Source organism: Methylobacterium sp. D54C, assembly GCF_053345595.1.
Map to the genome: position 1 here is coordinate 984,889 of NZ_JBKFAK010000001.1, position 20,207 is coordinate 1,005,095.

19 protein-coding genes and 2 tRNA genes are annotated in these 20,207 nt (G+C 68.0%); 16 read left to right on the top strand and 5 right to left on the bottom strand.

What is annotated here, in order from left to right; genetic code table 11:
* Window positions 1–181: 181 nt before the first annotated feature.
* From ACLBYB_RS05005 to ACLBYB_RS05020, 4 genes are all read right to left on the bottom strand, one after another.
* Window positions 182–1,078, bottom strand: coding sequence for a LysR substrate-binding domain-containing protein (locus tag ACLBYB_RS05005; RefSeq protein ID WP_447698075.1), 897 nt, complete (start codon window positions 1,076–1,078; stop codon window positions 182–184).
* Between the two features lie 886 nt (window positions 1,079–1,964).
* Window positions 1,965–2,054, bottom strand: a tRNA-Ser gene (locus ACLBYB_RS05010).
* 78 nt (window positions 2,055–2,132) lie between these two features.
* Window positions 2,133–3,290, bottom strand: coding sequence for a site-specific integrase (locus tag ACLBYB_RS05015; protein ID WP_447698076.1), 1,158 nt, complete (start codon window positions 3,288–3,290; stop codon window positions 2,133–2,135).
* A gap of 42 nt (window positions 3,291–3,332) precedes the next feature.
* Complete coding sequence (locus ACLBYB_RS05020) at window positions 3,333–3,839, bottom strand: hypothetical protein (protein ID WP_447698077.1); 507 nt, start codon at window positions 3,837–3,839, stop codon at window positions 3,333–3,335.
* Between the two features lie 114 nt (window positions 3,840–3,953).
* Here ACLBYB_RS05020 and ACLBYB_RS05025 point away from each other — a divergent pair, with 114 nt between their 5' ends.
* The 9 genes from ACLBYB_RS05025 to ACLBYB_RS05065 all read left to right on the top strand — a co-directional run bounded on the left by ACLBYB_RS05025 (window position 3,954) and on the right by ACLBYB_RS05065 (window position 13,340).
* Entirely contained in the window at window positions 3,954–4,163 is a 210-nt protein-coding gene (locus tag ACLBYB_RS05025) for a helix-turn-helix domain-containing protein (RefSeq protein WP_447698078.1), read from the top strand.
* Between the two features lie 204 nt (window positions 4,164–4,367).
* Complete coding sequence (locus ACLBYB_RS05030) at window positions 4,368–4,643, top strand: hypothetical protein (protein WP_447698079.1); 276 nt, start codon at window positions 4,368–4,370, stop codon at window positions 4,641–4,643.
* A 77-nt stretch (window positions 4,644–4,720) separates the two neighbouring features.
* Window positions 4,721–6,880, top strand: a complete 2,160-nt coding sequence (locus tag ACLBYB_RS05035) for a VapE domain-containing protein (RefSeq protein ID WP_447698080.1) — start codon at window positions 4,721–4,723, stop codon at window positions 6,878–6,880.
* A gap of 266 nt (window positions 6,881–7,146) precedes the next feature.
* Complete coding sequence (locus ACLBYB_RS05040) at window positions 7,147–7,344, top strand: hypothetical protein (RefSeq protein ID WP_447698081.1); 198 nt, start codon at window positions 7,147–7,149, stop codon at window positions 7,342–7,344.
* A gap of 112 nt (window positions 7,345–7,456) precedes the next feature.
* Entirely contained in the window at window positions 7,457–7,864 is a 408-nt protein-coding gene (locus ACLBYB_RS05045) for a hypothetical protein (protein ID WP_447698082.1), read from the top strand.
* Entirely contained in the window at window positions 7,861–8,082 is a 222-nt protein-coding gene (locus ACLBYB_RS05050) for a hypothetical protein (protein WP_447698083.1), read from the top strand. The genes ACLBYB_RS05045 and ACLBYB_RS05050 overlap by 4 nt, the downstream gene beginning before the upstream one ends.
* A gap of 300 nt (window positions 8,083–8,382) precedes the next feature.
* Complete coding sequence (locus ACLBYB_RS05055; RefSeq protein ID WP_447698084.1) at window positions 8,383–9,360, top strand: hypothetical protein; 978 nt, start codon at window positions 8,383–8,385, stop codon at window positions 9,358–9,360.
* A 2-nt stretch (window positions 9,361–9,362) separates the two neighbouring features.
* Window positions 9,363–9,752: a hypothetical protein gene (locus ACLBYB_RS05060; protein ID WP_447698085.1), complete on the top strand. Its 390-nt coding sequence runs from the start codon at window positions 9,363–9,365 to the stop codon at window positions 9,750–9,752.
* 12 nt (window positions 9,753–9,764) lie between these two features.
* Window positions 9,765–13,340, top strand: coding sequence for a phage tail tape measure protein (locus ACLBYB_RS05065; protein ID WP_447698086.1), 3,576 nt, complete (start codon window positions 9,765–9,767; stop codon window positions 13,338–13,340).
* 2 nt (window positions 13,341–13,342) lie between these two features.
* Here the strand turns inward: ACLBYB_RS05065 and ACLBYB_RS05070 are convergent, their stop codons facing one another.
* On the bottom strand, window positions 13,343–13,531 hold the full coding sequence (locus ACLBYB_RS05070) for a hypothetical protein (RefSeq protein WP_447698087.1): 189 nt from the start codon (window positions 13,529–13,531) through the stop codon (window positions 13,343–13,345).
* Window positions 13,532–13,898: 367 nt separating this feature from the next.
* Between ACLBYB_RS05070 and ACLBYB_RS05075 the strand changes: the two genes are divergently transcribed.
* The 7 genes from ACLBYB_RS05075 (at window position 13,899) to ACLBYB_RS05105 (ending at window position 20,207) form a co-directional block, all read left to right on the top strand.
* Entirely contained in the window at window positions 13,899–14,771 is an 873-nt protein-coding gene (locus tag ACLBYB_RS05075) for a hypothetical protein (protein WP_447698088.1), read from the top strand.
* 2 nt (window positions 14,772–14,773) lie between these two features.
* Entirely contained in the window at window positions 14,774–15,001 is a 228-nt protein-coding gene (locus ACLBYB_RS05080) for a hypothetical protein (protein ID WP_447698089.1), read from the top strand.
* Window positions 15,002–15,423: 422 nt separating this feature from the next.
* Window positions 15,424–15,497: transfer RNA gene (locus ACLBYB_RS05085), tRNA-Gln, on the top strand.
* 198 nt (window positions 15,498–15,695) lie between these two features.
* Window positions 15,696–16,007 carry a hypothetical protein gene (locus ACLBYB_RS05090; protein WP_447698090.1) on the top strand — a complete coding sequence of 104 codons (312 nt, stop codon included), beginning with the start codon at window positions 15,696–15,698 and terminating at the stop codon, window positions 16,005–16,007.
* A gap of 39 nt (window positions 16,008–16,046) precedes the next feature.
* The gene (locus ACLBYB_RS05095) at window positions 16,047–17,423 is read left to right on the top strand and encodes a PepSY-associated TM helix domain-containing protein (protein ID WP_447698091.1); all 1,377 of its coding nucleotides are present in this window, start codon (window positions 16,047–16,049) and stop codon (window positions 17,421–17,423) included.
* Between the two features lie 25 nt (window positions 17,424–17,448).
* Window positions 17,449–17,841 carry a DUF2946 family protein gene (locus tag ACLBYB_RS05100; protein WP_447698092.1) on the top strand — a complete coding sequence of 131 codons (393 nt, stop codon included), beginning with the start codon at window positions 17,449–17,451 and terminating at the stop codon, window positions 17,839–17,841.
* A gap of 56 nt (window positions 17,842–17,897) precedes the next feature.
* Window positions 17,898–20,207, top strand: a complete 2,310-nt coding sequence (locus ACLBYB_RS05105; RefSeq protein ID WP_447698093.1) for a TonB-dependent receptor family protein — start codon at window positions 17,898–17,900, stop codon at window positions 20,205–20,207.

Below are 20,207 nucleotides of genomic sequence, written 5' to 3' on the forward strand. Positions count from 1 at the left end.
CTGCGATGGGAGGCGGAGAAAGCGTGGCATGAAGCCAGCTCACCCTCTTGGGCCGCGCTCTGACGGGCGTCAGCGTCCGAGCCGTTTCCTCGCGTCCTATCGTTGACGCCCTTATGGCTGCCCGAGAGGCAATGAACAAACGCGAAGATTGCATTCAAACATGAATGAAATTCATTAAACGCTATTCCAGCTCCGAGATCGGCGATACAGACAGTTCTTTAGCGAGCCAGCGCGCGAAGATCCTCAGAGGTTCGCGCCGTCGCGATGATGGCGGAAAGACGAGATGGTGACCGGTGTAGTGGATATCCACTGACCGACCTGCAAGCGGCGCCACGAGGCGTCCGATCGTCATTTCCCGTTCCGCGAGTCGTGTCGACTCCAGGGCGACGCCGAGGCCGTCGGCCGCTCCGGTCAATGCCAGGAAGCTGCGGTCGAAGCGCAGGGCTGCGGATGCCGGCGCCGTGAGGCCGTTCTTGTCGAACCAGTGCGGCCAGCGCACCAGTTTCGTGTCGCTCTGGATCAAGGGATGCCGGAACAGATCGGACGGCTTCTTGATCTGCTCTGCTCGCGACGGGTCGCAGAGCGGCGTCACCGTTTCCACGCCGAGAGGCATGCGCAGCAAGCCCTCGCCGCGCGGGGGGCCGTAGACGATATCGGCATCGAACTCGTCGTTGGTGAAGCGCGCGTAGTCCATGCCTGCGGCCAGTCGCACCTCCATCCCAGGATGGTCGCGCAGAAAACCCGCTAGCCTGGGCGTCAGCCACTGTGCGGCAAAGCTCGGGGCGCAATGCAGGCGCAGCAATTGCGAGCCGCGCGTCGAGATCATGTCGAGCCCGCGATGCAGCTCGGCGAAAGCCCGGCTGACGTGATCGAGGAGCGCCTCTCCCGCTGTCGTTGGCGCGATACCCTGCCCGACGCGCTCGAAGAGAGGCACGCCGAGCGACTCCTCGAGCTTGCTCATGGCGTGGCTGACGGCGCTGGCCGAGAGATTCAGCTCGCCGGCAGCCTCCTTGAAAGAGCGACGTCGCGCCGCTGCCTCGAAGATGCGGAACGCGGACAAAGGAAGATCCGAAGCCATGACGCTATCTTAAAGTCTCTCATTTGATGAGAGTATCATATCGCCTATTTGCGAGCAGTTTCCTCACGATGCTTGATCTTATTGCGCTGACTGCATCCGCGACAATGAATAACGCGTCACGATGCCCTGCCCGCCTTATGACCGGTCGCCTTCCGGGTTGAGGGCCTAGGCATTCCATAGGGGCACCTGCCGCATGAGATGATGCGCCAGTGTCTGGTCGAAGCAACACCTATCGGACCGCTTCCCCTTCTGTCCGCGCGGGGAACCAGCGCGCATCGGTCCAATCAGCAGGATCGAACCGGAGGCAGCACGTCCGCTTCGAGACGAAAGCGCGACATCCAATTGCCATCCTGAGCGGACAATCAGGACCGGCTCCGGCAGCCCGACACGGTCGTCGCGTTCCTCGCACGCCCACCCTTCTGGACGCGCTTCGGACATGAGAATAGCTCAGCCGCTGGCGCCGGCAACTGCTGGACCTAACACATCAGGCTTGGCAATATGGTCCGCGGTATGCGACACCCGCTCCGGCTCTTCCAGAGCATCATCTTCTGCCCCGCCGACACCGCCGCGCGGGGCTATTGTGCGTTCTGCTCATCAGACGCGCTCTCAGGCTGTTAGGGTCCTGGGTCGGGCTGATGCTCGGATGGGTGGGGATGAGCCCTGCCCGCGAGCCGTATCCGTCCGACGTTTCCGATGAGGAGTGGGCCCCGGTCGCGCCCTAGCACCACGTCGACCGCGGCGTCGATCGCCTGATCCGTGATCTCGGCGGCCTCGCGCAGCCCGGAGACGGTCGGGGGTCCCTGAGCCAACGAGCCCCGTCAACTGGTGGGGCAGATGGTGGGGTGGACCGCCAAACGGCGGGGATCTCTCCACAATCCAGGCCTACTGGCGGAAGGGGTGGGATTCGAACCCACGGTGGAGTTGCCCCCACGGCGGTTTTCAAGACCGCTGCCTTAAACCACTCGGCCACCCTTCCAAGCCGTTATTCCGCCTGGACAATCTGCCTGGACGCCTGAGGCCTAAAAGCGGTGTTTGCTACCGCTTTGCTACCCAATTATCCGGCGGCCCTGTCTATGGCCGCGCGAAGGGCAGCGTCAACCTTCGCGGCCGCGTCTTCCTGCATACCCGGCAGCACGTGGCTGTAGAGGTCCAGAGTGATCGCGATCGAGGAATGCCCGAGGCGCTCCTGGGCGATCTTCGGATGTACGCCGTTGGCCAGCATTTGCGTCGCATGGCTGTGGCGCAGGTCGTGGAATCGTACCCTCGGCAGGGTCTTGGACAGCGCCAGGATCCGCACGAATTCGTGCGTGAGGCTGTTGGGCTGGACCGGCTGACCGTCCGCCTGGGCGAAGACGTGATCGTCGTCGGTGAGCCGCACGCCGAGCCGAAGCAGTTCCTCGGCCTGTCGGGCCCGATGACGTCGCAGCTCCTCGACCGCCAGCGAGGGGAGCGCCACACGCCGCGAGCGCCCGCTCTTGGTCTCCTTGATCCGGATCCCGGCCTTCGTCTGCTCCATGCTCGAAACGATCGCGACGTGGCCCGTCGCGAAATCGACGGCCCGCCAGCGCAAGGCCGTAACCTCACCGCGTCGCAGTCCGCACAGGACGCCCAGCACTACCGGCACGAACATGCGCGTCGGCCGGAAGTGCGCGAGCAACGTCGCGGTCTCGCCAGCATCGAGGGCCCGCATCTTGGCGCGCTCGACCTTCGGAGGGTCGACGGCATCGACCGGGTTGCGCGCCAGGATGCGCCACTTCACGGCCTGCGCCAGGGCTTGCTTGAGCACCCGATGCATGTGGTGGACAGATCGAGGCGCGAGGCCGCCCTTGCCGTCGCGCCGGCCACTGACGAGCGCCCTGGCGTAAGCCTTCGAGATCTGCTCCGGCCGGAGGCTGGTGAGCACCGCGTTGCCCAGCAACGGCACGATGCTCTTGCGCGCCAGCTCGGCGTACCGCTCGTGACTTCGCGGCGTGATCCGGGGCCGCACATCCTCAAGCCACCGGTCCAGGAAGGCGGCAAGCGTCTCCTTGGCCGGCTCCACATAGTCGCCGGCGCCGATCGCCGTGATGAGGCGGGCGCACTCCTTCTGAGCCTCCCGCTTCGTCCCCGCGGAGGTGTGCCACTTCCTTTTGCGCTTGCCTGTCTCGGGATCCCGCAGGTCCAAGATGATCGCCCATTTGCCGGGCGACCGCTCGCGGATGTGGCCCTTCATGTCCTGCTTCCTCCGAATCGTTGGCGTAGCAGGCTCAGGCTATCAGTCGTCCGAGTAGACGACCTCGACCGGCGCGCGACGGGGCCGAGGCGCGGCGAGGCCGCTCTGCGCAGCAAACACCTCGGCAAGCTCTTGGTCGGTCATCTCGTCGAAACCCTTCGGGGAAATCGGCGCGCGTGTCCGGCGCTGAACGATGTCCCGGTAGTTTCTCACGATCATCGAGGCCGTCAGCTCGAAGACGAGCGCAGCGCGATCATCATTGAGCCAGTCTTCGCCGCGCCAATATTCGATCTGAGATCGCGCCACACCCATAGCCGCAGCGATGCGAAAGAGGTCATCGCCCCATTCGACTTGAAGCTGTGTCTTTTGCGCAAGCGAGATCACCAAACGTGTCTCGACTTCCTCGGAGAGGGAGCGGCCGTACTTGACGGCGCAAGCCTCAAGCTCGCCCCGCACTTCGTCCGGCAGGCGGATCGTCAGCGACTTCCGCCGCTTCTCCAGCTTCGGCTTGCTCGGCACCACTGGGCGCTTCGAGGTCGGTTCGGTCATGAAGCATCCCTTCGAATGCCTTTGACGATAAATGTCGTCTCGCGACTTGCCAACCCCTTTTCTCACCCGTAGACCTGTTTGGACGGCATTTATCGTCACATAGAGGCGGAACCCATGACGGATACCCTCAAGCGCTCGCAGGCGCTGACCATCACGATCGAGGAAGCGAGCCGGCGGCTCGGGATCGGGAAGAATCAGGCCTACGACGCGGCCAATCGCGGCCAGATCCCGACCATTAAAATCGGGCGGCGACTGCTGGTGCCGCTGGCTCCGTTCGAGCGGATGCTCGGCCTTTCCCCAGGCGCGGGCACGGAGGCGGCCTGAGGCCATGAAAGAGAAAACCCGCACACAGCGCGGGCTGCGGCGGGTCTCCAGAAGCGTCTTCCGGCAAGTCGACGTTCAGGGAGATACGCCAGCCCAGGCACTTCGACAAGACTACCTCGTGTCGCGCTTCGGTCTCGCGCCGTCCACAGCCGCTGCGATTGCTGAACTGGCCTATCCCACCTTGGACACGTGGAGCCGCCGCGCATGATCCCGCGCTCGCTCACGCCCGACGACTTCGTATGGGCGCTCGACCACAGCCGTAGACGCTTTCGAGTGCGCGAGACCCGGATGCCCGAGCTCCCATCCGGATTGAGCAGCTGCAGCTACATCACCGTCGTGCCGCTCGACGGCAGTCGGCCCGTCGTGATGCTGGCTCGATGCGGGCTGTTCCCGCATGAGCCGATCGACAGCGACCGCTACGCGACGGACCGCCTGCGCGCGATCCGTTTGGTGTGCTCGCGCCGGCGGGCCGTTCGATGACAGCCCCTCAGACTGCTCCGCCGCTGCCCAAGCCGGGCACAAAGTTCCCGAGGCTACCGGCTGCGCTCGCTCCGCTGATGCTGGAGCGGCGCTGGCTGGTGTGGCGGTGGGAACTGCACTGGAAGACCGGCAAGCGCACGAAGGTGCCGTATCAGGCAGCTGCGCCGAGCCAGTACGCCAAGAGCAACAGTCCGAAGACTTGGGGCACGTTCGAAGACGCGCTCGCAGCGTATGAGGCCGGCCGCGCACATGGCATCGGGTACGCGCTCGCCGGATCTGAACTCGGCATGTCAGATCTCGACAACTGCCGGAACCCGCACACTGGCGAGATCCAGGAATGGGCGCAGTCGCTGGTCGCGGAGGCCGCCAGCTACACCGAGATAACACCCTCCGGCACGGGCCTGCGCATCATCGGCTTGGCGACAGGACCGAAGGTCCACCGGAACCAGGCGATCCCTGACAGCGACGGCGGCCGCGTCGAGACCTACCGGGGTTGCGAGCGGTACGTCACTATCTCCGGCGACCATCTTCCCGGCACGCCTGACGCGTTCACGAATGTGGATGCGCAGATCGACCACACCGTTGCATGGCTGGATGAGGAGGCCCATGCGGCGAGGGCTGCGAAGTCGAAGCCCAAGAACAGTAGCGCACCTCGCGAGGAGCCGTCGTCGGCCGAGCCGCGCACCGACCTGCCGGCCGAGCTGGACCGCATCATTCGTGACGGCGTGCCCGAGGGTGAACGGTCCCATAAATTCATGCACGCCGTCGGCTGGCTCAAGGACTACGGCTGGACGGCTCCGCAGATCGTCGAGCTGATGACCCGCTATCCGGCCGGGATCGCCGAGAAGTACGGAGACCGTCTTGAGGTCGAGGTGCATCGCTGTTGGAACAAGGCCGAGACCAAGGCGCGTCAGAGCCGCCGAGGCCGCAGGGGGTATGAAGCGGGCGCCGGTTACACCGGCAACGGTCCGGAGATGGGGGGCAACGGCGGGCCAGCCCTGGACAACCATCCTTGGCACGACGAGTGCCAGCGCAGCGACAGGGGCGAGCTGGTCTCGAACCTCGTCAACGCCATGACGGCGCTGCGTCTCGCGCCCGAGCTGAGCGAGGTGTTCAGCTACGATCAGATGCTGTGCGCGACGGTGATGGATCGGGAGGCCCCCGATCCCGGCGGCGGGGTCACGGACCCGATCGAGATTCGGCCGGCCACGGACAACGACGTCGGCCGGGCGCAAGAATGGCTGCAGCGCGCAGGCCTGCAGCGGCTCGGCAAGGACGTGACGCACCAGGCGGTTGACATGCGGGCGCACGAGCGGGCGTTCCACCCCATACGGGACTACCTCGACGGGTTGCGCTGGGACGCGCGCGAGCGTCTGGACACGTGGCTGTCGACCTACCTCGGCGCGGAGGCGAACGCCTACACCGCCGGCATCGGCACCATGTTTCTCGTGGCCATGGTGGCGCGGATCTACGAACCCGGCTGCAAGGCCGACTACATGATGGTGCTGGAGGGCCCGCAGGGTGCGCGTAAGTCGACGGCGTGCGCGATCCTGGGCGACCGCTGGTTCTCGGACAACCTGCCGGACGTCACGATCGGCAAGGACGTGTCGCAGCACCTACCGGGCAAATGGCTGATCGAGATCGCCGAGATGAGCGCGATGTCGAAGGCCGAGGACAACGCCCTGAAGGCGTTCATCTCGCGACCGGTCGAGCGCTACCGGCCGAGCTACGGGCGCAAGGAGGTGATCCAGCCCCGGCAATGCGTGTTCGTCGGAACGACCAACAAAGCGACCTACCTCCGCGACGAGACCGGCGGCCGGCGCTACTGGCCGGTGAAGGTCGGCGAGGTCGATACCGACGCCCTCACCCGCGACCGTGATCAACTTGTAGCCGAGGCTATAGAGCACTACCGGCAGGGCACTCGTTGGTGGCCGGACGCAGACTTCGAAGCGAAGCATATCAAGCCGGAGCAAGAAGCCCGCTTCGAGGCCGATGCCTGGGAAGAGGCGATTTCAGCGTACTTGCTGGGAAAACAGCGCGTCACCATTACTGAAATAGCTCACGATGGTCTTGGTTTGGACATTCCAAAGATTGGCGTAAGTGAGCAACGACGCATTATTGCAGCCTTACTTCATCTTGGCTGGATGCCCGGCAAAAGAACTAATAAGGACCGACCATACATTCGGTGCGTATCAGATATTCGCAGTGAAAAAACGTGGCCCAAAGCGGCAGAATGACGCGCACCCTACCATATAGGTTGTGCGCAATGATGGTGACGCATGACGCATGGTGACGCATTTCCCTATGGAATCCGCATTACGCGCGCAGGCAGACGCAGGCAGGCATATACGGGCGCGCGCACAGGCACACGGCAGCAACCTATATGAGAAAATGCGTCACCATGCGTCATGCGTCACCATTTGAGCGCTAATCAGGCGCCGCGTCGTTTCTGACTTTACAGACGCCCTACAATGTGCCGCCGCCAATCATGCACGGTGACACGATGAACATCTCGGATCGACCCATCACCTATCCCGAGCGTCTTCGGATCCGGATCGAGGATGGATTGTCGGGCGCGATTACCCGCGCCGCTCGTCAGAACCGCACCACCGCCAGCGAATTCGTCCGGCAGGCTGTCCGTCTCAAGCTCGTCTCCGATGGTGTCAGCCTCCCCGATTTGAGTGGTCGCGACGCCGCCTGACCCGAGATCGCCGAGCAGCGTGCGGCCGCTCGGTGAAGGCACCCGTAGCGCTTGGTTTCAGGTCCCAGGCATTGCGGGTGCCGCCCTTCAATCCGAGACAGGACAGCGAGCGATGGCAGGGATCGACCGCAAAGAGGCCGCCGAGATCGTGACGCTGTGCAACGACTGCGGCGTCCCGCATCTGGCCGCCGGCCTCATCGCCGAAGGGGTCAGCCTCGACGAGGCGAAGACCCGCGTCAGCGTGGTCGGCGCCGTTCAGGACATCACCGCCGGCGCTCGCCGGGTCGCCCCGCAGATCGACACCGCCTTCGCCATGACGATGCTGGCCGAAGGCAAGGGCGTCCCGGCGATCCGTGCGGCCGTGTTCGAGGCTATCGTGGCCGAGCAGAGCAAGACCGAGATCAGCTCGCACATCCCGTTGGAGCAGCCGGGCGGCTCCGGCCTTGCAGCGTCGCGCGCCTCGATGAGCCGCACGTTGAAGGCCATGGGCCTGTCGGTCGGCGACAGGGGCGGCGCATGAGCGAGCGCGCCGAGATCGTACACGCGATGCAGATGCTGTGCGACGAGTACCGTGGCTATGCCATGCCAGAGGCAGCGCAGTACGCATTCGACGATTTGGCTCGCAGGCTGGACGCGCACGACGCCCGTGCTGCTGAGCGGGCCACTGCCCCGCCCGACCCGCGCGATGCCATCCTCCACGGGATGCGGGCCCGAGTGCAGGGCGTGCCCGGATGGTGACCGTCCCGGACAGCCCCGCCCTGCCCCGGGGAGGCTGACCGGCCAGGGACCCTGCCACCCCTGCCGGACTACGGGCAATAGAGGCGCAGACCTCCCTTAGCGCCAGGGTCCGAAAACCCGGTTACGCGGTTGACAGGTTGACAGGTTGACGACCGTCGCGGCGGTTTTCTTCCGTCCCGACAGAGACTTAGGCGTTACCCCTGGCGTTACCGTGGGCGTTCACCGACCCGGTAACTGGGTAACGAGGTAACGGCGAACCCGTGAACGGTGAACGCGGGTGAACGGCAACGGAGATGAGACATGGCCTCAGGCCTCGACGTGTTGGACGACGACCACGAGGAGCGCGCCGTGCGCCGAACCGGCGTGCTGCCCGAGGATGCGCGCCGGCTCTACGCCGAGATCTGCAACGCCGCCGAGGATGCGACGGACCTCACGAGTTCCGCCATGCAGCGGTCCGTCGATGACCGCCATGAGGTGTTTCGGATCAAAGCCGAGATCGACAACTTTGAGCGGCAGACCAAAGCCTATGTCGATGATCCGCGGTACAAGCAACTTCAGCGCGGATTGATAACCGCACGGAACACCCGAGATACTTCGAAGCGACGCTACGAGGAGAAATCGGAGACTGGCGGAACGCTTGTTGCTCTGCGCTCCTCCATTGACGAATGGCTCGGCGAGCATCACCACAAGGTCATCGTCCCTTACGATCACCCCGCGCCGAAGCTGCTCAAGGGCGAATTCCCGGTCGCGGCGGTCGGGCGCGTGCGCGGCCTCATCACCGAGAAGCGCCAAGAGAGGGCACGGGTCTCGCGGGCTTCCATCCCCGCCGCCGAGGCCAAGGAAGCGGCTCGCGCCTTCGTGGCCCAGACCGCGACCCTCGCCCGTCCGGACGTGTCGACGCTTCTGGCCGGCAGCCACGAGGTCTACTTCCCCGCCCTGGCGTCGAGCGCGATGATGCCGGTGAACAATGCCGACTTCGGCATGATCGTGATCGGCGGCAAGGTATATGACGGCCTCGCCCTGGCATGCTGGCTCCAGCCGGAAACCGTGATCGCCGCGATTGACCGCGACATCGATGCGGCCGCGGTCGACAAGTCTGCCATCCCGACCGCGACTCGGATCGCCCGCCTCGCCGAGCTCGATGCCGAGATCCTGGCGGCCGAGCGGGACGAGGTCGCGTTCATCGCCATGGCCGAGGCGCAGGGCGCGGTCATCAATCACCGCCGGGACGTCGACCCGCGGGCCCTGCTTCAGGTCACGGTTGAGGAGGCCGAATAGCCATGGCCGATTCCCCCGCGCCGCCGGCCGAGACCTGGGACCATCTCGCCGTGGTCGTGCTCGCCGGCGATCAAGCCGTGTTCTCGATCGACGCGGCCGGCAACATCCAGGTGCCCGCCACCTACGCGCTGCGCTCCGAGGTCGGCGTGGCCCTGGCCCGCGCGGCCGCCGTGCTCGCCGCCCAGCCCGAGCCGAACTCGTCGCAGCAGATCCTGAGCACGGTGTTCCGGCAGCTCGGCCAGATCGACACCGATGCTGCGCGCGAGGCTCTCACCAACCTCGAAGCTGCCGTGAACGGTCAGACGGCAGCGTTGGCGGCAGCGACCGTCGCCATGGAGGCGGCCACCGCCGAGATCGGCGCCTCGATCCCGACCGCGCCCGGAACGCACTGAGGAGGATCCGTCATGGCGTCCAAGACCCTTGAGGCCAAGCTCCTCATCACCGCTGAGTCGCGGGTCGAGGCCGAGATGGCCAAGGTCGCCAAGGCGATCCAGCAAGGCCTCGACGTGACCAAGTACACGGCCGAGGCTGCGAAGCTGAGCAAGGCCTGGGAGCAGCAGGCGAAGGCGGCCAAGGCGGCGGCCGCCGTGATGGATGCGCGCAAGCCGCTGGAGGCCACGGTGCAGGGGTTGCAGCGGGTCGGCGCGCAGGCGACGCGGCTGGCTCGCGAGTACGACGTGGCGAAGAAGGCGGCGGCGGAGTACGGCAAGGCCCAGACCTTCATCAAGGGCAGCGAGCAGGCAGCGCAGGCCGCTCGGCTCGCTGCCGAGGTCCGGCGCCTCGGCGATGCGCATCGGGCGGCAGTCAACGACACCAAGGCCCTGACGGCAGCCTTCAGCGCCGAGACGGCGGCGCTCCGGGCGGCCGAGAGCGCGGCCTCCCGTTACGGCGTGGATCTGTCCCGGGTCGAGCAGCAGCAGCGCACCCTGGCACGGAGCACCGATCAGGCTGCCGCTGCCTTCCGCCGGCAGGTCGCTGCCGAGGACCTCGCGGCCAAGCGGGCAGTGGTCAACCAGGAGCGGGCCGCGGCCCGTCGCGGCTTGGTTTCCGCCGGGGCCGTTGTGGCCGGCGGCAAGATCGACGCGACGGCCAAGGCGGCCGAGCACACCTACGCCGAGTTCGACATGGAGATCCGCCGGCAGGTCGCCATGGCGGGGCTCACGAAGGAGGAGCGGTCGAGCCGGATCAACCAGGCCGTGCGGCTCGGCGGCGCCTCGACCTTCAACGACATCCAGGTGCTGCACGCCCAGCGGACCCTCGCCGGCCGAGGCGTGCGCAAGGATCTGGTCGAGCCCTTCGTGGAGGAGATCCTGAACTACGCCCAGGCGATGAACGTCGAGCTTCCGAGCGCGGCCAAGACGCTCGAGGGGATCGTGTTCTCGACCAACCAGCACATCGAGGACGCTGCCACGGCCACGAAGGTCATGCGCCGCAACGTCGATCTGGCGGTGAAGACCGCGAAGGTCGGCGGGCTTGAGGACCACGACATCCAGGCCGCGTTCAAGATGGGTGGCGCGACCTCGACCGGCGCCGGGTTCTCCATCGAGACCATGGACACCATCTTCGCGCTGCTGCGGAAGTCGGGCTACTCCGGCGAGGAGGCCGGCACTGCGGCGCGCGGCATCTCCTCGAAGTTCATCGCGCCCTCGAAGCAGGGCCTGACCGCCCTCGACGCCATGGGGGTAAAGTACCAGAACTTCGTGCGGATGCCGGACGCGCTGAACGCGGACCGCCTCGGCAGCTCGGTGAAGCGCACGTTCGGCAAGGACATGTCGCCCCGGCAGATGCAGCGCCTGCAGGCGCTGATGAACGATCCCGACGCCCTGCTGGACCGGGACAAGTTCACGGCCAGCGCGACCGGGATCATCGGGCAAAGCTTCGACAAGAACAAGAAGGGGCAGCTCAAGGCGGCCGACGCCCACGCCATCGCGAAGACGGTCGGCGACTTCTACAAGATGGCGGCCGAGTCGGTGGACACCGAGGGCTTGCTGCGGGCCGTCATCAACGCCCATCCGACCCAGGCGCAGCTGAACGCCTTGGTCACCCGGGAGCATGGCGGCAAGCTCGGATCGATTGCCCAGAAGCCCGAGCTGTTCGACGAGTACCGGAAGAAGATCGCGGACACCCCCGAGGGGTTCGCCAAGTCGATCGGCGATGCAGTGATGGGCGGGTTCTACGGCGCGCAGAAGCGCATCGAGAACACGCGCCTCAATGTCGAAACCGCCATGGGCCGGTCGCTCGACAACAACGGCGAGGGTGGCGGCCTGCTGACCCGGGCGGCCACGGCAATCGCCGATTTCCAGCAGCACATCGCCGAGCTGGATCCGAAGATCGTCGCGCTCGGAACGTCGGTCACCGTGGCCGGCGGGAAGATCGCGGAGGCGGCCGGCACACTCGGCCTGATGGGTTCGGCGCTGGCGCTCACGAAGTCGGCGGCGTCCCTGGAGCTGGCGGCCGCGAAGCTGGCCATGAACGGCGGCGGCCTGCCGGACGCGGCCAAGAAGGGCGGCAAGCTGGCCGGGCTGGCGAAGGGGGCGCTGGGCATCACGGCGATCGGCGGCCTGGCCGAGCTCGCGAAGCAGTACGACACGCTGCAGATGCCCGAGTTCACCAAGGAGGGCATCGGGCGCGGGCTCCTCGGCGCCCTCGACCCGAACCTGCCCGACATGGTGCTGGGCAAGAAGGCCGACGAGATCGGGAAGGACGCCGGCACCAAGGTCGGCAAGGGCGTGGCCGAGGGCGTGAAGGAGAAGGCCCCCGAGGTCGAGGCCGAGGGTAAGACGCTGTTCCAGCGCCTCAACGAGCAGTTCCGCCAGGGCATCTTCGTGCCGATCCACCTTGCGCCTGGCGAAGGCTTCGGTAGCGGAGGCGGCGGCGGGCTGATCCAGCGCGCGAGCTTCAGCCCTGGCGGTGTCGGTGGTGGCGGCGTTGACTTCGGTGGCGCACTGCGCCGTGCCAGCACGGGTGGAGGGGCTGGGGGCGGCGTCGGCGCCGGCATTCCGCGCTTCGGTGGCGGCGGTGGCGGTTCTGGCGGCTACGATGGCAGCTATACCGGCAACGACGGGCGTCGCGCCGCGCGCGGGCGGATGTCGGCGGCCGGCGCGGAGAACGTCGCCTCCTGGATGGAGTTCTTCCGCCGCCCGGTTGATCAGGGCGGCATGGGCTACACCGAGGAGCAGGCCCGCGGCCAGATCGCCATGATGCAGGGCGAGTCGGGCCTCAACCTCGACCCGACCTCGAAGGGCGACCACAACCGGGCTGGCGTTCCGCAGTCATTCGGCACGGTGCAGTGGAACCGTGCGGCGGGGCGCTTCGGCAAGCTCCAGGCCCTGGCTCAGAGCATGGGCAAGGACTGGACGGACCGCGGCGTCCAGCAGGAGATGTATCGCCGCGAGATGATGGGCGCCTACCGGGGCGCGTATAATCGGATCCGGCAGGCCCAGACGGGCGAGCAGTCGCTGCGCTCGGGCATCTCCGACTACGAGAACCCGAAGCATCACGATCTCGCCTACGCGATCCGCAAGCCGTTCCTGGATCGGTTGCGGCGTGGCGGCGGCGGCGTGGCCGCCCCGAAGATTCCGGATGAGCCGCGCCTCGTGAAGGGCCTCGACGGCAAGGAAGGTCTCGACCTCGGCAACGGCACGATGAAGATGCCGGACGGGTCGATCCGGTCGATCACGCGCAGCGGCCTGGAGATTCCGGATCCGCCAGCGGGCGGCATCGGTGCCGCCGGTAATGGCCGCGGCAGCATCGGCGCGCACGTCGAGGAGTTCGGCCGCCACGTGGATCGGCTCTCCGACATGGGCTTCCACGGCCAGATCAGCCTCGCGGTGACCGGCAGTGGCCGCCAGCAGGTCCGCGCCACCGCGCTCAAGGTGCGAGGCCGTCACGGCATGACAGCCGATATGGGCGTAACCATGCCGGATCTGGACCGAGACGAGGTGCAGTCGCACCTGAGCCGTGGCTACTACGACGTTTAGGTTCAGCCGACCTTCAGGGTCCGCTCGAGCAGCCGGCGGATGGCCTCCGGCCGCGAGGGCTTGGGCTCGGGCTGCTCAGCGATCCAGGCGTCTAGAGAGGCCTCAAGCTTCGGGTAGAGGCGCAGGCCGATAGCCTTGCCAATGCCGGTAGGCGGGCGACCCCGCGGTTTTCTGCTATCGGCTATTGACATCGTTCTTTGATGATAGCAGAAATGTACGGGCCGACCAAGAGCTTGCACCCTCTTGATCGGCCCTGACCAGCCGTCCTCAGGAGACGATCATGGCTACCCGTTATTCTACAGCACCGGCGCGCGCCGGTGAACGGTCTCGCACGCCTCATACCCTTTACGTTCGCCCCGTGCCGGCCCTGGAGCCGGACGAGGCTGTCCCTGGCACCGTCGAACCCTGGCAGGCTGTGGCGGCTGTGCGGCCAGATACGGCGCACGTGCGTGCCCTGCGCTTCGTCGACCTCGCCGGCGAGCTGCTGACCGCCGGCATCATCATCGCCGGGGGCGTGTTCGCCTACGGCTTCATGCCGATCGCGTGAGGGAGGCCGCGATGAGGAAGGCCAACCCCGCCCAAGCTGCGCCGGAGGCCGTCGACCTCCGTCAGCGCGCCGCCACATCCCGAGATGCTGCGGGCCGGTTCATCGGGCGTACGCCGCGGGCCGAGCCGAAGTCGGCGGCCGAGTTAAACGTGACAGCGCACGGCTTCACGGCCGGCGAGCTGGTCAACGAGGTTCTGGCGCTATGGGTAGCCTGGGCCGCTCATGGCGACGGCGAGGGCACGGCCGAACAGATCGCCGCCTACGAGACCATGGAAGCGCGGCGCTACGCGCTGCTCGACGTGATCGACGCGTTGCCCGCCACACCCGAGACGATTCCCGTGAAGGCCCTCGCTCTGGCTTGGTGGCACTACGTCGATGAATGGCATCGCAACCGAAAGCGCGCGGACTACGACAGTCCGGCGCGTCTAGCGATCGACATCCATCTGTCGGTCCTGGCGCGGAGTGATCCGGCCTGGAGGCCGCCACCAGTGCCGACGCCAACCCGTGCCGGCATTCTCGCCCAGGTAGACCTGGCGAGCGCCAGCTTGGTCGAGCTGCGCACCGTCCGGCAGGCGATGTGGACGCTGTCGGACGTTGCCTACGGGCTGGCCTCGCAGGAGTGCTGCCGGGCGGACAGAAGCGGCCCTCTCGACAGCTCCCACAACCCCGCCGGCCGGCTGCTTCATTGGCTCGCCGACGAGCTCACGACCGTCGAGGATCGCGCAGGGGCCGAGATGCTGCGCCGCCAGCCCACGGACTTCTGGAGCCGCAGGATGCGTCTCGCGGACGTGGCCGAGCGCGTCATCATGAACGGCGACGACGCCGAGACCGCCGCCCTCATCCAGGACCTCACGGCCTTCGCGGCCGAGCAAACTGGGCACTGATCATGACCAACGTCATCCGCTTCCAGCCCCGGCCAAAGCGCACGGCCGTGCCCGATACCCGCGTGCGCATCGAGGGTGCGCTCGCTCTGGCCCTCGATGCCGTCGACCATCTGGTTGCGGCACTGGACGACATGGACGGCAACGCGATGCCGAGCTCAGGAGCGGCCGGTGGCGATATCGCGCAAGTCGTGTGGTTGCGAGGCAACGACCACGATCTGGAGCGATCCTAGGCGGCGCGACTAGTCGGCTTCACGTGGGCACCGAAGGACACGGCGCAGCGGAACGGATCGCGTCCGCTGCTACCGCTCTTGCTACCCAATTGGACGTGACGGAACGTGATAGGGAACGATGCGCGAACGGGGCGAGCGTGAATTTACGTTGTCCGACAGTATCTTAGAGGATCAAAAGAAAGTCGCAGGGATGGCCGAGACCGAGTTTCAAGACCGCTGCCTTAAACCACTCGGCCACCCTTCCTGGCAGCATCGGCGACCTCACGGTTACGGCCGCGGCCGAGGTGGCGTCAACCGCAGAACAACCGGTTGACCTCCCGAACCATTCCGCCTATCTCACCGCCCACGCCCGGAGCCGCTCGATGCGCTGCGGGCTCTGCCCCGCCATCTTCGAAACCGGATGCGCAGGGCTGACGGCTGATTGGGGGATAGTTTAACGGTAGAACGGTGGACTCTGACTCCTCTAGTCCTGGTTCGAATCCAGGTCCCCCAGCCACCGCGCCGGCCCGCCCGATCTCAGATCCGGCGGGTTTTTTCTTGCCCGGAACCCGGCGCATCCTCTGATCCTCAGCGAGGCGCGAGTCTGGCACGGACCGAACAGCGGTCGGCCGTTGACGCGCCGCGGCGCGGCCGCCTAGATCGGTCCATGCGCCGGTGCCAGCCTCTCACGGTTCGAGGGCGCGCGATCATCGGCTTGGTCGCGCTCTACGCGCTGCTGCTTCAAGCCTTCCTCGGCTTCGCCATCCCGGCACAGGCCCGGGTCGATCCGGACGCGGTGATCTGTGCCGGTCACGCCTCGGGTGACCCCGCCGGCCCGGTGGCGCACGCGCATCCGTGCTGCACGCTCGTGCAGGCCGGCGCGCTGGTCCTGCCGATTATCAACCCGACCGCGACCGACTGGCCCGTCGCCGCCGAGACGCGCCGCGCGTGGCGCCCCGAATCCGAGATCCCGAAGACCGGCCCGCCGGCCTCGACGGGCACCGCGCGAGGTCCACCCAAGGCCTGACGATCCCGCTCCCGATCGTTCAGGCACGGACCTCCCATCATGTCGATTGTTCTCCACGGCGACGCCCCCGCGTACGGGGCGGCGGCAACGCGGCGACTGTCCCGCGACGCCGTCTATCGGGCCGTCTGGCGGTGGCACTTCTACGCCGGCCTGCTCTGCCTGCCCTTCCTGATCGGCCTCTCGGCCACCGGCGCACTCTACCTGTTCAAGGACGAGATCAACGGCAGCCTGTTCGCGTACCGGACCCGGGTCGCGCCGCAGGCGACGGCGCCGATCGGCCCGGACCGGCTGATCTTCAACGCGCTGCAGGCCGTGCCCGACGGCGCGCCCGTCACCTACATCGACCCGGCCGCGCCGGACGCCGCGGCACGGGTGACGCTCGCTTCCGGCGACCGCCGGATCCACGTCTACCTGAACCCCTATACCGGCGACGTCCTCGACCGCGTCGACCGTGACCGCGAGCTCATGGCGGTGGTCCGCGGACTGCACAGCCTCGCCCTGGTCGGGCCCCTCGCGAACGCCGTCATCGAGATCGTCGCCGGTTTCGCGATCGTCCTGGTGTTGACCGGCACGTATCTCTGGTGGCCCCGCGGCCGCGCGGGCGGCGTCGTCACGGTGCGGGGCGGCCCGCGCCGGCGCGTGTGGTGGCGCGACCTTCACGCCGTCACCGGGTTCGTGGCCGGCGGCGGGCTGCTCTTCCTGGCCCTCACGGGCCTGCCCTGGTCGATCTGGTGGGGGCAGGAACTGCGCGCGTGGTCGAACGCCGTCGGCCTCGGGCAACCGGCCGCGCTCTGGGCGAATCGGCCGGTCTCGACGGTGCCGCTGCGCGAACGGCTGGAGGATGCCGGGTGGACCCTGCAGGACGCGCCGGTGCCGCGCTCCGTGCCGGCCGCGGCCGCGAGCGTCGGGATCGACGACGCCGTGGCGATCCTTCGACGTCTGGGGATGCCCCCCGGCTTCGAGCTGGCGCTGCCCGTCGGCGCGGACGGCGTCTACGCCGCCGCGATCTACCCGCGCGACGTCACGCGGCAGCGGGTCATCACCCTCGACCAGTATTCCGGCCGCCCGCTGGTGGACGTCCGTTTCACCGATCTCGGACCGGTCGGCCGGGCGATCCAGTACGGGATCGGCATCCACAAAGGCGAGCACTGGGGCCGCGCGAACCAGCTGGCGATGCTGGGCTTCTGCCTCGCCACATTCCTGCTCGCCGTCACCGCCGGGACGATGTGGTGGAAGCGGCGCCCGGCCGGCGGCCTCGGCGTGCCGCCCTGGCCGGCGGATCGGCGGGTGGCCGCGACCGTGACCGCGATCATCCTCGGGCTCGGGGCGCTCTTCCCGCTGACCGGGCTCGCCATCGCCGCCATGGTCGGTCTCGACCTCGCCGCGGGCCGACTCCGAAGACGGTGGGCGCGCTGAGCCGGTGCGGGCGGGCGCCGTGCCCGTGCATACGTCTCCGCGCCTGAGACGCGGGCGCCCGGGCCTCCCGGGCGCGGTGCTGATCGCGCTCGCGCTCTGGATCCAGGCGCTCGCGCCGGCCGTCGCGCTCCGGATGGCGCAGGCGGATCGGGGCGCGCTGCCCGGCCAGATCCTGTGCGGGCACGCGCCGGATCAGGCCGGTGACGCAGCGGTCGGCCCGGGCGCGCCGGCACCGGGATCCTGCGCCCTCTGCGGGCTGTGTCGCGCCGGTGCCGTCCCGCCGCTGCTCCCGCACGCGCCCGGCCTCGCGCGCCGCCTGCGCTGGACGGCGGTGGCGTGGCCGATCCCGCCCCCCGTCCGGACCGCGTCGGTCCCCGCCGTCATCGGCCAGCCCCGCGGGCCGCCCCGCTCCGCCTGATCGCCCGTCCTCCGGGCGGCGCCGCCGCTCGCCCCATCGATCAGACGAGACCTCCGATGACCTCCGACTCCCCCGTCCTGCGCGGCGGCGCCCTCGCGTTCCTGCTCGCCGGAAGCCCCCTCCCCGCCCTCGGCCAGGCCGCCGTCACCCTCGAGGAACTCTCCGTGGAGGGCGAGGCCGCGCCCGTTGCGGGCCGGCCCGCCGCGCCGGCCTTCGGCGTGGCGGCGCCGCCGGGCTCGGCGCCCGCGGTGATCGAGCACCCGGTGGGCGAGATCGTCACCGGCATCGGCCGCGACGACACGATCGCGAACCGGCCGGCGACCAGCATCGGCTCGGTCCTGGTGAACAGCCCCGGCGTGACGGTGCGGCAGGGGAACGGCGGCCGCGACGTGGTCATCTCGATCCGCGGCAACAACGCCCGCTCCACCGGCGTGATCAAGAACACCGTCGTCCTGGAGGACGGCTTCATCCTCACCCAGCCGGACGGGGCGTCGCGCTTCGACCTCACGGACCCCCGCGCCTACGGCCGGATCGACGTGTTCCGCGGGCCGCAATCGCCGCTCTTCGGCAACTACGCCACCGGGGGCGCCATCGCGTTCCGGACACGCACCGGGCGGGAGATCGACGGCTACGAGATCGGGGTGGATGCCGGCAGCTTCGGCTACCTCAGCAACTATTTCACCGTCGGCGGCGTCAGCGGCCCGTTCGAGATCGGTCTGTTCGCCAGCGATGTCCGCGCGAACGGCTACCAGGACCACGCGAGCTACGACACGCAGACCATCAACCTGCTCGCGAGCTACACCCCGACGCCGGACAACCGCTTCACCCTGAAGGTGATCAACAACACCCTCGACGCCAACCTGCCCGCCCGCGCGTCGCTGGCCCAGTACCGGATCAACCCGTACCAGCGCGGCTGCGCCGCGGCCGCGAGCGCGGCTCCGGGCTGCACCACCTTCAACCTGTTCCGGAACGGGGCGTTCGGCGCGACCGTGCCGGTGACGGCCGACGAGGGCGGCTTCGGGCGCAACGACCGCCGGACCATCGTGGCCGCCCGCTGGGAGCACGACCTCGACGCGTTCACCACGTGGCGCACGCAGCTCGGCTTCGACGAGCGCAACTTCGACCAGCCGTTCTACACGACCGCGTCGCGGGGCTCCTACCCGTCCTGGAACTTCCTGACCGACCTGACCCGGCGGGGCGACCTGCTCGGCCTGCCGGCGACGGGCTACGTCGCGCTCGCCTACAACACGATCGACAACCACATCACCACCTTCAACCGGGCCCCCTACGTCGGCCCGCGCCTGGGGGCGCTGATCGGCGATCAGACGGCGGTGCAGTCCAATCTCGGCGGCCGGGCGCGGCTGGAGCTGGGCCTGTCGGACCAGTGGACCGGCATCCTCGGCCTGAGCGCCGAGACCACGGCGATCACCGGGCGCAACGTCGCCTACGCGTACGCGGCGAGCGGCACGACGCGGACGGTGGCGGACGCGAACCGGTCCTTCCTCAACGTCGCCCCCGAACTGGCCCTGGTCTACCGGCCGGACGCGGCCTGGGCGCTGCGCGGCCGGGTCGCCACCGGCTACACCACGCCGGCCGCCAGCAACCTGTTCATCACCCCCGCCGGGCTGCCCGGCAACAACACCCAGCTCCGGACGCAGGAGAACCTCGGCTTCGATCTCGGCGCCGAGTGGAGCCCGGTGGCCGATCTCCGCCTGAGCGTGACCGGGTTCTACGAGTTCTTCCGCAACGAGCTGGTCTCGCAATCGCCGGGGGCCGGGCTCCTCGCCTACACGTTCAACGCGCCGGCCTCGGAGCATCGCGGCATCGAGGTCGGCGCCGACTGGGCCTTCGCGCCCGGCTGGCGCGGGACGCTGGCCTACACGTTCGACGACCAGATCTACACCCACTACACCGAGCAGCTCAGCGCCGGCAGCCTGAGCCGGTCCTTCGACCGTGCCGGGAACCGGATCCCCGGGGTTCCGGCCCACCAGCTCCTCGCCCGCCTCGGCTACGACGTGCCGAGCGGCCCACTCGCGGGTCTCGGCGCCTTCGTGGAGACGGTCGTCCAGGGCGATTTCTACCTCGACAACGCCAACCTGCTGAAGGCGCCCGGCTACGCGGTGGTCAACGCCAACCTGCACTACGCCACGGAGCTGACGGGCGGCTACGCGAAGCGGCTGAGCCTGTACGTCGAGGTGCGCAACCTGTTCGACACGACCTACGTCGCCTCCGCGCAGAACCTCGCCAACAGCATCAGCGGCACGAACGGACTCCAGAACGGCGCCGCCGTGCTGGCGACCACCACGGGATCGGTCTTCGCGGGTGCTCCGCGAAACATCGTCGGCGGCATGCGGCTGGCATTTTGA

What these genes read in the sequence shown, in the direction of transcription:
- ACLBYB_RS05005 (WP_447698075.1), bottom strand. Translation starts at nt 1,078, where the DNA reads ATGGCTTCGGATCTTCCTTTGTCCGCGTTCCGCATCTTCGAGGCAGCG.
- ACLBYB_RS05015 (WP_447698076.1), bottom strand. Translation starts at nt 3,290, where the DNA reads ATGAAGGGCCACATCCGCGAGCGGTCGCCCGGCAAATGGGCGATCATC.
- ACLBYB_RS05020 (WP_447698077.1), bottom strand. Translation starts at nt 3,839, where the DNA reads ATGACCGAACCGACCTCGAAGCGCCCAGTGGTGCCGAGCAAGCCGAAG.
- ACLBYB_RS05025 (WP_447698078.1), top strand. Translation starts at nt 3,954, where the DNA reads ATGACGGATACCCTCAAGCGCTCGCAGGCGCTGACCATCACGATCGAG.
- ACLBYB_RS05030 (WP_447698079.1), top strand. Translation starts at nt 4,368, where the DNA reads ATGATCCCGCGCTCGCTCACGCCCGACGACTTCGTATGGGCGCTCGAC.
- ACLBYB_RS05035 (WP_447698080.1), top strand. Translation starts at nt 4,721, where the DNA reads ATGCTGGAGCGGCGCTGGCTGGTGTGGCGGTGGGAACTGCACTGGAAG.
- ACLBYB_RS05040 (WP_447698081.1), top strand. Translation starts at nt 7,147, where the DNA reads ATGAACATCTCGGATCGACCCATCACCTATCCCGAGCGTCTTCGGATC.
- ACLBYB_RS05045 (WP_447698082.1), top strand. Translation starts at nt 7,457, where the DNA reads ATGGCAGGGATCGACCGCAAAGAGGCCGCCGAGATCGTGACGCTGTGC.
- ACLBYB_RS05050 (WP_447698083.1), top strand. Translation starts at nt 7,861, where the DNA reads ATGAGCGAGCGCGCCGAGATCGTACACGCGATGCAGATGCTGTGCGAC.
- ACLBYB_RS05055 (WP_447698084.1), top strand. Translation starts at nt 8,383, where the DNA reads ATGGCCTCAGGCCTCGACGTGTTGGACGACGACCACGAGGAGCGCGCC.
- ACLBYB_RS05060 (WP_447698085.1), top strand. Translation starts at nt 9,363, where the DNA reads ATGGCCGATTCCCCCGCGCCGCCGGCCGAGACCTGGGACCATCTCGCC.
- ACLBYB_RS05065 (WP_447698086.1), top strand. Translation starts at nt 9,765, where the DNA reads ATGGCGTCCAAGACCCTTGAGGCCAAGCTCCTCATCACCGCTGAGTCG.
- ACLBYB_RS05070 (WP_447698087.1), bottom strand. Translation starts at nt 13,531, where the DNA reads ATGTCAATAGCCGATAGCAGAAAACCGCGGGGTCGCCCGCCTACCGGC.
- ACLBYB_RS05075 (WP_447698088.1), top strand. Translation starts at nt 13,899, where the DNA reads ATGAGGAAGGCCAACCCCGCCCAAGCTGCGCCGGAGGCCGTCGACCTC.
- ACLBYB_RS05080 (WP_447698089.1), top strand. Translation starts at nt 14,774, where the DNA reads ATGACCAACGTCATCCGCTTCCAGCCCCGGCCAAAGCGCACGGCCGTG.
- ACLBYB_RS05095 (WP_447698091.1), top strand. Translation starts at nt 16,047, where the DNA reads ATGTCGATTGTTCTCCACGGCGACGCCCCCGCGTACGGGGCGGCGGCA.
- ACLBYB_RS05105 (WP_447698093.1), top strand. Translation starts at nt 17,898, where the DNA reads ATGACCTCCGACTCCCCCGTCCTGCGCGGCGGCGCCCTCGCGTTCCTG.